Origin of the sequence: Streptomyces sp. NPDC048650 (genome assembly GCF_043199095.1) — a bacterium.
Lineage (GTDB): Bacteria > Actinomycetota > Actinomycetes > Streptomycetales > Streptomycetaceae > Streptomyces.
Genome location: NZ_JBICVM010000010.1, coordinates 1 through 12,836, shown reverse-complemented (window position 1 = coordinate 12,836; position 12,836 = coordinate 1). Strand labels below are relative to the sequence as shown.

Annotated in this window: 13 protein-coding genes; 7 read left to right on the top strand and 6 right to left on the bottom strand. The window is 71.0% G+C overall.

Annotated features, from left to right (window positions below; translation table 11 throughout):
- Position 1: 1 nt before the first annotated feature.
- Complete coding sequence (locus ACGFML_RS26045) at positions 2-1,522, bottom strand: 3-hydroxyacyl-CoA dehydrogenase (RefSeq protein ID WP_393547565.1); 1,521 nt, start codon at positions 1,520-1,522, stop codon at positions 2-4.
- Between the two features lie 209 nt (positions 1,523-1,731).
- On the opposite strand from ACGFML_RS26045, the gene paaN reads away from it, so the two are divergent.
- On the top strand, positions 1,732-3,414 hold the full coding sequence (gene paaN, locus ACGFML_RS26040) for a phenylacetic acid degradation protein PaaN (RefSeq protein ID WP_393547563.1): 1,683 nt from the start codon (positions 1,732-1,734) through the stop codon (positions 3,412-3,414).
- Positions 3,415-3,419: 5 nt separating this feature from the next.
- On the opposite strand, the gene ACGFML_RS26035 is transcribed toward paaN, so the two are convergent.
- The 3 genes from ACGFML_RS26035 to ACGFML_RS26025 are packed head-to-tail and all read right to left on the bottom strand — an operon-like array spanning position 3,420 to position 6,132.
- Positions 3,420-4,109 (bottom strand): TrmH family RNA methyltransferase, encoded by a 690-nt coding sequence (locus ACGFML_RS26035; protein WP_393547990.1) that lies wholly within the window; start codon positions 4,107-4,109, stop codon positions 3,420-3,422.
- A 17-nt stretch (positions 4,110-4,126) separates the two neighbouring features.
- Positions 4,127-5,467 (bottom strand): HTTM domain-containing protein, encoded by a 1,341-nt coding sequence (locus ACGFML_RS26030; RefSeq protein ID WP_393547561.1) that lies wholly within the window; start codon positions 5,465-5,467, stop codon positions 4,127-4,129.
- Complete coding sequence (locus tag ACGFML_RS26025) at positions 5,464-6,132, bottom strand: DUF5819 family protein (protein WP_393547559.1); 669 nt, start codon at positions 6,130-6,132, stop codon at positions 5,464-5,466. Before ACGFML_RS26025 ends, ACGFML_RS26030 begins: the two co-directional genes overlap by 4 nt.
- A 177-nt stretch (positions 6,133-6,309) precedes the next feature.
- Between ACGFML_RS26025 and paaA the strand changes: the two genes are divergently transcribed.
- The 6 genes from paaA to ACGFML_RS25995 all read left to right on the top strand — a co-directional run bounded on the left by paaA (position 6,310) and on the right by ACGFML_RS25995 (position 11,079).
- Positions 6,310-7,260, top strand: coding sequence for a 1,2-phenylacetyl-CoA epoxidase subunit PaaA (gene paaA / locus ACGFML_RS26020; protein WP_393547557.1), 951 nt, complete (start codon positions 6,310-6,312; stop codon positions 7,258-7,260).
- Positions 7,257-7,580 (top strand): 1,2-phenylacetyl-CoA epoxidase subunit PaaB, encoded by a 324-nt coding sequence (paaB, locus tag ACGFML_RS26015; protein WP_393547555.1) that lies wholly within the window; start codon positions 7,257-7,259, stop codon positions 7,578-7,580. Before paaA ends, paaB begins: the two co-directional genes overlap by 4 nt.
- A complete protein-coding gene (gene paaC, locus ACGFML_RS26010; RefSeq protein WP_393547553.1) occupies positions 7,577-8,293 on the top strand; it encodes a 1,2-phenylacetyl-CoA epoxidase subunit PaaC in 717 nt (238 codons plus the stop codon). Before paaB ends, paaC begins: the two co-directional genes overlap by 4 nt.
- Positions 8,287-8,784: a 1,2-phenylacetyl-CoA epoxidase subunit PaaD gene (gene paaD / locus ACGFML_RS26005; protein ID WP_393547551.1), complete on the top strand. Its 498-nt coding sequence runs from the start codon at positions 8,287-8,289 to the stop codon at positions 8,782-8,784. Before paaC ends, paaD begins: the two co-directional genes overlap by 7 nt.
- Positions 8,784-9,830, top strand: coding sequence for a 1,2-phenylacetyl-CoA epoxidase subunit PaaE (gene paaE, locus ACGFML_RS26000; protein WP_393547549.1), 1,047 nt, complete (start codon positions 8,784-8,786; stop codon positions 9,828-9,830). Before paaD ends, paaE begins: the two co-directional genes overlap by 1 nt.
- A gap of 115 nt (positions 9,831-9,945) precedes the next feature.
- On the top strand, positions 9,946-11,079 hold the full coding sequence (locus tag ACGFML_RS25995) for an acyl-CoA dehydrogenase family protein (RefSeq protein ID WP_393547547.1): 1,134 nt from the start codon (positions 9,946-9,948) through the stop codon (positions 11,077-11,079).
- A gap of 122 nt (positions 11,080-11,201) precedes the next feature.
- Here the strand turns inward: ACGFML_RS25995 and ACGFML_RS25990 are convergent, their stop codons facing one another.
- Complete coding sequence (locus tag ACGFML_RS25990) at positions 11,202-11,531, bottom strand: rhodanese-like domain-containing protein (RefSeq protein ID WP_393547988.1); 330 nt, start codon at positions 11,529-11,531, stop codon at positions 11,202-11,204.
- A gap of 25 nt (positions 11,532-11,556) precedes the next feature.
- Complete coding sequence (locus ACGFML_RS25985; RefSeq protein ID WP_393547545.1) at positions 11,557-12,594, bottom strand: hypothetical protein; 1,038 nt, start codon at positions 12,592-12,594, stop codon at positions 11,557-11,559.
- Positions 12,595-12,836: the final 242 nt, after the last annotated feature.

The window sequence follows — 12,836 nt, the reverse complement described above, 5'->3', positions numbered from 1 at the left end:
ATTAGAGCACCTGTCCCTCCAGGTCCGCACGGCGCCTGAGGGCCCACGACGGTGCGTAGCGGCCACCGGCATTGTGGTGGTACATCGCGTCCAGTAGCTCCCACACCCACCGGGCCCCGAGCCGCGCGACCCACTCCATGGGGCCACCGGGGTAATTCACGCCCAGGCGCATCGCGGTGTCGATGTCCTGCGCCGTCGCCACCTCGCGCGCCGCCGCGTCCACGGCGAAGTCGACGATCATCGCGACCGTACGGGCGACGATCATCCCCGGCACGTCCTGGATGACGCTGACCTGCTTGCCGAGAGCCTGGAAGAGCCCGACCGCCTCCGCGAGGTCCGCCTCGCGCACGCCCTCGGGGGCGGCCAGTGCGATCCGGGTCGCCGCCCGGTAGTCGAGTGAGAGATCGAACCGGATGCAGTCGCCGTGTACCGGGCTCGTCGCCGGGCCGCCGTCGGTCAGCGCGAGGCGGACCCCGCCGGGCAGCCGCAGGAAACCACCCGGCTCCCCCGACACCGGGGCCCGGTTGATCTTGATGCCCGCCTCCCCGATCAGCCCGCCCAGCACCGCCGCGGGCGCGGGCAGTTCACCGTGCAGGCCAACGGCCTCCGGGGCGGGGCACGGGGCGGCCGTCCGGGGCTCGGGGTGCCGCGCCCCCTCGGCGTAGTCGAACCAGCCGCGCCCGGACTTACGGCCGTGCAGCCCGGACTCCACCAGGCGCCGCTGCGCCAGCGAGGGCGTGAATTTCGGGTCCTGGAAGAAGGACGTCCACACCGAGTGGGTGACCGCCTCGTTCACGTCCTGCCCGATGAGGTCGGTCAGTTCGAACGGACCCATCCGGAAGCCGGTGCCCTCACGCAGGACGGCGTCGATGGTGGCGGGGTCGGCCACCCGTTCCTCGTAGACGCGCAGGGCCTCGGCGTAGAAGGGGCGGGCGATGCGGTTGACGATGAACCCGGGGGTGTCCGCGCAGCGCACCGGGGTCTTGCCCCAGGCGACGGCGGTGTCGTAGGCGGTGCGGGCCGCCGTCTCGTCGGTGGCGAAGCCGCTGATGACCTCGACCAGGGGCAGCAGGGGGGCGGGGTTGAAGAAGTGCAGGCCCACGCAGCGGCCGGGGCTGCGCAGCGGGCCCGCGACGGCGGTCACCGCCAGCGAGGAGGTGTTGGTGGCCAGCAGGCAGTCCGCCGCCACGACGTCCTCCAGGGCGGTGAACAGCTCCTGTTTGGCGGGGAGTTGCTCGAGGATGGCCTCGATCACCAGCTCGGCGTCGGCCAGCTCGCCAAGGGCGGCGGCGGGGGAGATGCGGTCACGGGCCGCGTCCCGCTGCTGCGGTGTGATCCGGCCCTTTTCGACGAGCCTGTCGAGGCGCCGCACGACGGCCGCGGCGGCCTGGCCGGCCCGCTCCGGCACCGCGTCGTAGAGCCGTACACGGTGCCCGGCGACCAGCGCCACCTGCGCGATCCCCTGCCCCATGGTGCCGGTGCCCACTACTGCCACGGTGCTGCCGGACCCGATTGCCGTCATGGCGATTGCCCCTTCCCGACCCGAGTTGTCCACAGGCATGCCGGACCCTCTTGCCCCGACCGATCGTTCGGTTACCCTAACTCCGTTGGCACATTCACTCCCAGTCCTTGGTTCCGATCCGCCGGTCCCGGTTCTGGTCCTCCAGTCCGTGGTTCCGGCCCCACCGCCTCATCCGCTCTCCGCCCGGCTCGACGAGGAGTTGGTCATCGATGGCCGCCGAAATGACCCCAGCACAGCTGATCGAGAAGCACCGCCCCACCCTCGACCAGACGCTCGAGACGATCCGTACCCGCGCTTACTGGTCGCCGCACGCTGAGCACCCCAAGGCGTACGGCGAGACGGGTGCGGCCGACGGCCTGGCCGCGTTCGAGGCGCTGCGCGGCAAGCGCTTCGAGCTGGCCCAGCCCGGCACGGACGACTGGGTGGGCGAGGAGGTATCCCCCTACGGGCCGGAGTTGGGCATCAGCTATCCGCACCCGGACGTGGACGTACTGCTCCCGGCCATGCGCGCCGCGATCCCCGCCTGGCGGGACGCGGGCCCCGAGGCACGGGCGGCGGTGTGTCTGGAGATCCTGGCCCGGATCAGCGCACGTACCCACGAGTTCGCGCAGGCCGTGATGCACACCAGCGGACAGGCCTTCATGATGGCGTTCCAGGCGGGTGGACCGCACGCCCAGGACCGCGGTCTGGAGGCGGTGGCCTACGCATACGCCGAGCAGGTCCGCACCCCGGGAGAGGCGTCCTGGTCCAAGCCGCAGGGCAAGCGCGACCCGCTGGAGCTGACCAAGTCCTTCACCGCCGTGCCGCGTGGTGTCGCCCTGATGATCGGCTGCAACACCTTCCCGACCTGGAACGGCTATCCGGGCCTGTTCGCCTCGCTGGCGACCGGAAACCCGGTGCTGGTCAAGCCGCACCCGCGGGCCGTGCTGCCGCTGGCGCTGACGGTCAAGGTGGCGCGCGACGTGCTGGAGGAGGCCGGTTTCCCGGCCGATCTGGTGTGCCTGGCCGTGGACAGGCCGGGCGAGGGGCTGGCCAAGACGCTGGCGGTGCGCCCCGAGGTCCGCATCATCGACTACACCGGCTCGACCGCCTTCGGCGACTGGCTGGAGACGCACGCCCGGCAGGCGCAGGTCTTCACGGAGAAGGCCGGCGTCAACACCGTCGTCATCGACTCCACCGACGACTACAAGGGCATGCTCGCCAACCTGGCCTTCTCACTGTCCCTCTACAGCGGCCAGATGTGCACCACCCCGCAGAATCTGCTGATCCCGCGGGGCGGCATCACCACGGACGCCGGACCGAAGTCGTACGACGAGGTGGTCGGCGATCTCGCGGGCGCGGTCAGCGGTCTGCTGGGCGATGACGCGCGGGCCAACGCCCTGCTGGGCGCGATCGTCAATCCGCAGGTCGCGGAGCGCATCGAGGCCGCGTCCGGGCTCGGCGAGGTGGCGCTGGCCTCCCGCGAGGTGGCCCACCCCGACTTCCCGGACGCCACGGTCCGGACCCCGGTGATGGTCAAGCTGGACGGCGCCAAGCCGGACTCCGACGCGGCGTATCTCTCGGAGTGCTTCGGCCCGGTGTCGTTCGCGGTGGCCGTGGACTCGGCGGCCGACGCGGTCGAGCTGCTGCGGCGCACCGTGCGGGACAAGGGCGCCATGACGGTCGGCGCGTACACCACCGACGCCGAGGTGGAGCGCCTGGTCCAGGACGCCTGCCTGGAGGAGTGCGCTCAGCTGTCGCTCAACCTCACCGGTGGCGTGTATGTGAACCAGACGGCGGCGTTCTCCGACTTCCACGGCTCCGGCGGCAACCCCGCGGCCAACGCGGCGCTGTGTGACGGCGCGTTCGTGGCGAACCGCTTCCGTACGGTGGAGGTGCGCCGCCCGGCGTAAGGCCGTCAGAGGGCCTCGATGCGGGCGTGGCGGCCGATCCAGGAGTGCATGGCGATGGCGGCCGCGGCGCCCGCGTTGATCGAGCGGGTCGAGCCGAACTGCGCGATGGAGCAGACCAGGGAGGCGTGCCGGCGTGCCTCCTCGGTCAGCCCCGGCCCTTCCTGGCCGAAGAGCAGCACACAACGGCGCGGCAGCTCGGTCGTCTCCAGGGGCACGGCACCGGGGAGGTTGTCGATCCCGATGATCGGCAGCTCCTGGGCGGCCGCCCAGGCGGTGAGGTCCGCGGTGTCCGGGTGGTGGCGGACATGCTGGTAGCGGTCGGTGACCATGGCGCCGCGACGGTTCCAGCGGCGCTGCCCGACGATGTGGATCTCCTTCGCCAGGAACGCGTTGGCGGTCCGTACGACCGAGCCGATGTTGAAGTCGTGGCCCCAGTTCTCGACGGCCACATGAAAGTCGTGGCGGCGGGTGTCGAGGTCGGCGACGATCGCCTCACGTGTCCAGTAGCGGTAGTGGTCGACGACATTGCGCCGGTCGCCGTGCTCGAGCAGCTCGGGGTCGTAGCGGGCATCGCGCGGCCAGGGCCGAGGGTGCGGGCCGACGCCGACCTTGGGGCCGAAGCCCTCGTCGTACTGGAGGGGCTCCGCGCCCGGGGCGGTGGTCTCGCCGTCCGGGGCGGTGGTCTCGCCGTCCAGGGCGGTTTTCTCGCTGCTCACCCCACGAGGGTATGGCCACCGCCCTCGCTGTGGGTACGGGCGTCCGGGTCGCCGTCTCCGGGGCGGGGTGCGCCGCCACGGGTGAGCAGGCGCTTGCGCAGGTCCGACAGCCGGGCGGAGAGCCAGGTCAGGAAGTTCGTGGGCAGGAAGACCGCATCCGCGGCGATCATCGCGAGGGAGAAGAACGGCAGCCCGAGCAGGACCGCGATGGACAGGTGCTCGCAGATCATCGCGACGAGCAGCACGTTCTTCAGCCGGCGGTTGAAGAGGGTGAAGGGGAAGGCCACCTGCACGATGACCGTCCCGTAGGTGAGCAGCATGACCATCAGGCCGCTGCTGCCGAGCAGCTGGGACAGGCCCGGCCAGGGGGAGAAGTAGTCCAGGTGCATCGGGTAGAAGACCGCGGTGCCGTCCTGCCAGCGCGATCCCTGGATCTTGTACCAGCCGGCGGTGGCGTAGATCAGACAGACCTCGACCATGATCACCAGCACGGCGCCGTTGTGTGCGAGTCTGGCGAGGGCGTCCAGTACGGTGCGCGGCTCCCCCGGCGCGTACCGCCGCGCCGCCCACCACAAGCCGTGCACCGCCCACAGGCCCCACAGCGTCAGGCTCCAGCCGATGTGCGGGAAGGGGCCGTCGCCGAACCACGTGAGGCCGTAACTGCCGCGCAGCTGGGCGACGGCGAGCGCGAGGCCGAGGACACCCCACAGGACGATGCCGGTCAGGTCGCGGTCCGCCCGCGCGGGGGCGGAGGCCTCACCGTCGGCGGCTGCCCGTGCGGCGCGGCGGGCGTCCAGGGACCACACCTGGCCGCAGCGGGTCAGGACGAGATACATCGACATCAGGTGGATGACGTTGTCGCCGCCGTCGCCCAGGAAAATGCTGCGGTTCTGCAGCGAGAGCACGCCGACCATGAAGAGGACCGACATGGTGCGGGTGCGCCAGCCGAGCAGCAGCAGGGCACTGGAGACGATGGCCAGCAGGTAGACGCACTCGAACCAGCCGTTGCTGCCGGACCAGGGCAGTATGGAGAAGGCATGGTTGGCGTCCAGGAGCCGGCGTGCCATGTCCAGGCTGAAGGGGCTGCCGGGGCCGTAGAGGGCGTGGCGGTGCGGCCATTCGCGCAGCAGGAACAGCAGCCAGGTCGCGGAGAAGCCGATCCGGATCACGGCGGTCTGATACGGGGCCATCGCCCGGCTGGTGACCTGTACGAAGCCGCGGCCGATGGCGCGCTCGATGCGGGTCTCCTCCAGAGGAGGCTCCGGCTGGTGGGGCTGCTGCGTCGTGGGGGACGTGCGGGTTTCGGCGGGCAACTGCTGCGGCGTCGGTGACGTCACTGGTTCTCGGCCCCCTCGGGCAGGTCTGCTGCGGTGACCTGCCACCAGGGCAGCACGCGGTACATGGGTTTGTCGCTGATCTTTTCCGTGTTCCACGGCGGCGGGCTGACGGCGGTCGTCTCCGAGCGCACCTGGATCCGCTCGACCCGTCCGCTCGCACCCCACTCCGCGCCCATACGGTGCATGACGATGCGCCGGACATAGCGCTCGGAGAGCTCACCGCGGACCCCGACGGGGCTGTTCTGCGCGGTGTGCGAGTTGAGGAAGAACTCCCAGCCGCGGCGCAGCATGTTCTGCTGGGTGTGGCTGGGCAGCGGGTTGTGGAGGATGTCGCGTCCGTCGCGGGCCGTCAGGTCGATCCAGCCGGTGGTCCGCGGGGTGCCGTTCGCGCCGCGCAGCCGGGCACGGACCTGGACGTCGATGTTCTGCTGCAGCGGATTGGGCGCGAACAGCTTCCAGTTCTGTTCGTACTCGGGGTAGACGTAGTCGCTGATCAGGTCGCCCTGCTGTTTGCTGAGCGTGTTCTGCGGCGCGACATGCAGGAACATCATGGCGAGATGGATCGCGACGATCACGGCGCCGGCGCAGGCCGCCACACCTATGACGATCCGCGAGGGCAGCGAGAGCGCGGCCAGTGACCGCTTTTCGTCCCCGTATGACTGCATCCACGCCCCGTTCCCAGAATCCAGTCGGCTGACACTCCACCGACCCCGCCACGGAACGGTACCTAGGCGGCAGCACCCGGCACACCCTCCCCCGAGTTTTCTCAGGGTTGACACCCGCGGTCCACCCACTCACCATTGAACCGAACGATCGGTCGGTCGGGAGCGAGGGGGCACCACATGACGACGATCGCGCCGGAAGAATCGGCACTCGAAGCCGCCTTCGACGCCACCGTGGCCGCGGACGAACGCATCGAACCGCGCGACTGGATGCCGGACGCCTACCGCTCATCCCTGGTACGCCAAATAGCGCAGCACGCCCACTCCGAGATCATCGGCATGCAGCCGGAAGCCAACTGGATCACCCGCGCGCCGTCGCTGCGCCGCAAAGCGATCCTCATGGCGAAGGTCCAGGACGAAGCCGGCCACGGCCTCTACCTCTACAGCGCCGCCGAAACCCTCGGCACCGGCCGAGACGAGCTCCTCGACAAGCTGCACTCCGGCCGCCAGAAGTACTCCTCGATCTTCAACTACCCGACGCTCACCTGGGCCGACGTCGGCGCCATCGGCTGGCTGGTGGACGGCGCGGCAATCACCAACCAGGTCCCGCTGTGCCGCTGCTCCTACGGCCCCTACGCCCGCGCCATGGTCCGCGTCTGCAAGGAGGAGTCCTTCCACCAGCGCCAGGGGTACGAACTCCTGCTGGCCCTCAGCCGCGGCACCGAAGCACAGCACGCCATGGCACAGGACGCCGTGAACCGCTGGTGGTGGCCCTCGCTCATGATGTTCGGCCCGCCGGACGACGAGTCGGCGCACTCCGCCCAGTCGATGGCCTGGAAGATCAAACGGCACTCCAACGACGAGCTGCGCCAGCGCTTCGTCGACATCTGCGTCCCACAGGCCGACGCCCTCGGGCTGGCCCTCCCCGACCCGGACCTGACGTGGAACGACGAACGCGGCCACTGGGACTTCGGCCCGATCGACTGGGCCGAGTTCCGCGAGGTCCTCAAAGGCAACGGCCCCTGCAACGACGAGCGGATCAGCCGCCGGCGCCGAGCCCACGAGGACGGCGCCTGGGTACGCGAGGCAGCCGCCGCACACGCGGTCAAGCACGGGAAGGCCGACCGATGACGACACCCCCCACCGACCACACCCCCGCAGCCGCTCCACCCGGCGAATGGCCCCTGTGGGAGGTCTTCGTCCGCAGCCGCCGCGGCCTGTCCCACACCCACGCCGGCAGCCTGCACGCCCCGGACGCCACCATGGCGCTGCGCAACGCCCGCGACCTGTACACCCGCCGCTCGGAGGGCGTCTCCCTCTGGGTGGTGCCCTCCGCCCAGATCACCGCCTCCTCACCGGACGAGAAGGACGCCTTCTTCGAACCGGCCGGCGACAAGCCCTACCGCCACCCGACCTTCTACGAAATCCCGGACGGGGTGCAGCACCTTTGACGAACCTCACCCTCGCCCCGGCCCTCGCCCTCGGGGACGACGCCCTGATCCTCTCCCACCGACTGGGCGAGTGGGCCGGCAACGCCCCCGTCCTGGAAGAGGAAGTCGCACTCGCCAATATCGCCCTGGACCTGCTCGGCCAGGCCCGCATCCTGCTCTCCCTGGCGGGCAACGAGGACGAACTGGCCTACCTCCGCGAGGAGCGAGACTTCCGCAACCTCCAGCTCGTCGAGCAGCCCAACGGCGACTTCGCCCACACCATCGCCCGCCAGCTCTACTTCTCCACCTACCAGCAGCTGCTGTTCGACCACCTCGCCGGCGGCGACAGTGCCCTGGCGCCCCTCGCCGCAAAAGCCGTCAAGGAGATCGCCTACCACCGCGACCACGCCGAACAGTGGACGCTGCGGCTGGGTGACGGCACCGAGGAAAGCCACACCCGCATGCAGCGCGGCCTGGACGCCCTGTGGCGCTTCACGGGCGAGCTCTTCGAACCGGTCGAAGGACTGGACGCGCCCGCGCCCGACCTCGAAGCCGCATGGACGGCACGCATCACCGCCCTCCTGGAGCGGGCCACCCTCGGCGTTCCGCAGGGCCCGCAGAGCGGCGCCTGGACCGCGGGAGCGGGACGCCAGGGCCTGCACACCGAACCATTCGGACGGATGCTCGCCGAGATGCAGCATCTGCACCGCAGCCACCCGGGGGCGACATGGTGACCACCAGCACCCGCGAAGAGGAACTCCTGGCCCTGGCCGGCTCCGTTCCCGACCCCGAGCTGCCGGTGCTCACCCTCGCCGAGCTCGGTGTGGTGCGCGGCGTACGCCTGACCTCCCCGGACCGCGTCGAGGTACAGCTCACCCCCACCTACACCGGCTGCCCCGCCATCGAGGCGATGGCCGCCGACATCGAGCAGATACTCCACGAGCACGGCGTACCCCAGGTCGACGTCCGAACGGTCCTCAGCCCGCCCTGGACCACGGACGCCATCACCCCAGAAGGCCGCCGCAAGCTCGCCGCATTCGGCATCGCACCACCACGCCCCACCGGGCCGGCCGGCGGACCGGTCACCGTCGACCTGACCATCCGCTGCCCCCACTGCGGATCCACCGACACCACCCTGCTCAGCCGGTTCTCCTCCACGGCATGCAAGGCCCTGCGCCGCTGCGAGTCCTGCCTCGAACCCTTCGACCACTTCAAGGAGTTGTGATGTTCCACCCGCTCCAGGTCCGGGAGATCGAGCGCCTCACGGACGACGCGGTGGCCGTCACCTTCACGGTTCCGCCCGAGCTGCGCGAGACGTTCCGGCACACCCCCGGGCAGCACATCGCGCTGCGCCGGTCGGTCGACGGCCAGGAAATCCGGCGTACCTACTCCATCTGCGCCCCGGCCACCGACGCCCCCAGCCTGCGGGTGGGCATCCGCCTGGTCCAGGACGGCGCGTTCTCCACCTACGCCCTCAAGGAGCTGGCGGCCGGCGACACCGTCGAGGTGATGGCTCCGGCCGGCCGGTTCACCCTCGCACCGCGCCCCGGCCACTTCGTGGGCATCGTCGGCGGCAGCGGCATCACCCCCGTGCTGTCCATCGTCGCCACCCTGCTGGCCCGGCAGCCCGACGCCCGCTTCTGCCTGATCCGCAGCGACCGCACGGCGGCCTCCACGATGTTCCTGGAGGAGGTCGCCGACCTCAAGGACCGCTATCCGCAGCGCTTCCAGCTGATCCAGACCCTCTCGCGCGAGGAACAGCAGGCCGGCCTGCCGTCCGGCCGACTGGACGAAGAGCGACTGCGTTCACTGCTGCCCGCGCTGCTGACCGTCGGATCCGTCGACGGCTGGTTCCTGTGCGGCCCCTTCGGCCTGGTCCAGGGCGCCGAGCGGGCACTGCGCTCCCTGAGCGTCCCCCGCAGCCGCATCCACGAAGAGATCTTCCACGTCGAGAACGGCACCACGGCGCCGACCCCCGCAACCGCGGCCCCCGCACACAGCACGGTCACCGCCACCCTCGACGGACGCTCCGGCAACTGGCCGGTGCACGACGGCGAATCACTGCTGGAGGCGGTGCTGCGCAACCGCGCGGACGCGCCGTACGCCTGCAAGGGCGGGGTGTGCGGGACCTGCCGGGCATTCCTGGTGTCCGGCGAGATACGCATGGACCGCAACTTCGCGCTGGAGGAGGAAGAGGTCGACGCCGGCTATGTGCTGGCCTGCCAGTCCCATCCGGTCACGGAGAAGGTCGAGCTGGACTTCGACCGCTGACCCCGGATCCACCGGCGCGCCCGCACATTCCCCTCCCCGGGCCATTCCCAATTCCTGCAACCTGTTCTACCTTGACGCTCCGTCAGGTCAGCGCGCCGCGCGGAAGGACAGACCAGTGGACTTCACCTTCACCGAGGAGCAGCACGCCGCCGTCGAAGCGGCCCGGGCCGTCTTCTCCGGGGTCACGCCCGACAGCGTGCCCAGCCCGGCGCTCACCCCCGCAGCCGTGGCCGACGACTTCGACCGCGCGCTCTGGCAACAACTCGCCGAAACCGACCTGCTGAGCCTGCTCATCTCCCCCGAACACGACGGTGCGGGCCTCGACCCGATCGCTCTCTGCCTCGTACTGCGCGAAGCGGCCAAGACACTCGCCCGCGTACCCCTGCTCGAATCCAGCGCCGCCGCGCACACCCTCCAGACGTACGCGACGAGCGAGCTGCGCACCGAGGTACTGCCGTCGATCGCCACCGGCGCCCTCGTCGTGACGGTCGCCTCCAGCGGCCGAACCGGCCACGACCCCGCCGAACTCGCCGTCACCGCCCACCGGGACGGCACCGACTGGATACTCGACGGCACCCAGACCGCCGTCCCCTGGGCCCAGACGGCCGACCGGATCCTGCTCCCCGCCCACACCCACGACGGCGACAGCGTCCTCGCCCTCGTCCCCCGCACCCGCCCCGGCCTCACCCTCGACGACCAGATCTCCACGAACGGAGAGCGCTACGCCGAGGTCCGGCTGGATTCCGTACGGATCGGCGCCAGGGAAACGATCACCGCCCCCGGCGCCTGGGAGACACTGCGCAACGTCCTGACCATCGGCACCTGCGCACTCGCCCTGGGCCTCGGCGAACGCGTCCTCGCCATGACCAGCGACTACACCGGAAAACGCGAACAGTTCGGCTTCCCCGTGGCCACCTTCCAAGCGGTCGCCGTACAGACCGCCGACCGCTTCATCGATCTGCGCGCCATGGAAGCCACCCTCTGGCAGGCCGCCTGGCGTATCACCACCGGCACCTCCGGCGCGCTGCCGCCCGCGGGAGATGTCGCAGTCGCCAAGATCTGGGCCGCCGACGGCGTGCGTCGGATCGTCCAGACCGCCCAACACCTGCACGGCGGCTTCGGCGCCGACACCGACTACTCCCTGCACCGCTACCACGCCTGGGCCAAACAGCTGGAGCTCGCCCTGGGCCCGGCCGCCGCCCACGAGGAGACGCTCGGTGATCTCCTCGCCGCGCATCCACTGAGCTAGCGGAAAGCGCTCACCGGGAGGATCCGGGGGAAGTGGGCCCACGAAGGCGGGGCCCGCGGGGGAGAGACGTGAGCTGGGCGGCTGCGGACGGCCTCAGGACCACCGACCTCGCGGCAACCGGCTCAGACGACCGTCCCAGGGCCGCCCTTGCCATCCGAGACGGGGCGGCCGGTGGCCTCCCACGCCTGCATGCCGCCCGCGACGTTCACCGCGTCGACGCCCTGCTGGATCAAATACTGCGCCACCTGAGCCGATCGTCCGCCGACCCGGCACAGCACATACACCTTGCCGTCCTCGGGCGCCGCCTCGGTGAGCTCGCCGTAACGGGCGACGAATTCGCTCATCGGGATGTGCAGTGCACCCTGAGCGTGACCGGCCTCCCACTCGTCGTCCTCACGCACATCCAGGAGGAAGTCCTCGGACGAGAGAGCGTCGACAGTGACCGTGGGCACAGAAGCAAATTGCATGCTCTCGACGCTACCCGACCAGCTGCGCGAGATATGCCTCGCGTTCTGCCACATCGGCCAGCAGCTTCTCGGCGATCTCGTCCAGCAACGCGTCCGGGTCCTGCGGCGCCATCTTGATCATCGCGCCGATCGCGCTCTCCTCCAGCTCCGCCGCAACGGCGGCCAGCAGTTCCTTGCGCTGAGCCAGCCACTCCAGCCGGGCATAGAGCTCCTCGCTCTCGCTCAGCCGCTCCTCGGCCGGCGCGGGGCCGGACTCCCACTCCTGCGCCAGCGCCCTCAGCGCCGCCTCGTCACCCCGCCCGTACGCAGCGTTGACCCGCGCGATGAACTCGTCCCGCCGGGTCCGCTCCGCCTCGTCACGTGCCAGGTCCGGGTGGGCCCTACGCACCAGGTCGCGGTAGACCTTGCGGGTCTCCTCGCTGGGCCGCACCTTCTGCGGCGGCTGCACCGGCTGCTCGGTGAGCATCGCCTGCGCCTCCGGATACAACCCATCCGCTCCCATCCACCCGTGGAACAGCTCTTCCACGTTCGGCATGGGCAGGACCGACGCCCGCACCTCCTTGGCCTTACGGATGTCCTCGGGGTCGCCGCTGCGCGCCGCCACCGCCTCCGCGATCTGCGCGTCCAGCTCGTCCAACCGCGCGTACATGGGGCCGAGCCGCTGGTGATGCAGCCGGGAGAAGTTCTCCACCTCCACCCGGAAGGTCTCCACCGCGATCTCGAACTCGATCAGCGCCCGCTCGGCCGCCTCCACAGCCTTCGCCAGACGCCGCGTCCCCTCGTCCTGAGCCGCCTGGTCGCCCTGAGCTGAGGCATGGGGGTCCGAGGCATGGGTGTCCGAGGCCTGCGGGTCGGCCGGGGGCTCCGTGGCCTGCGGGTCGGCCGGAGGCTCCGGTGCCTGCGAGGCAGCCGGGGCTCCCGGTTCTTCCAGAACGTCGGTGGCGTCCGAAGCGCCTGGTGCGTCCACCACGCCTGAGGAGCCTGCCGCTTCCACAGCGTCCGGTCGGGCCTGGCCGTCCTGCGCGTTCTCCGCGTGCGAGTTCGTCACCCGGTCAGCGTACGGCCCTCGGAGACGCGGGCGCCGTCGACGGGGCGGGGGGAGAGGGGGGAGGAGGGGAGGGGAGGGGAGGGGAGGGGAGGGGAGGGGAGGGGAGGGGAGGGCGGATGGCTAGCGCCTTCGTGCCCGTGCCCCCCGCCCCCCCCCCCCCCCCCCCCCCCCCCCCCCCCCCCCCCCCCCCCCCCCCCCCCCCCCCCCCCCCCCCCCCCCCCCCCCCCCCCCCCCCCCCCCCC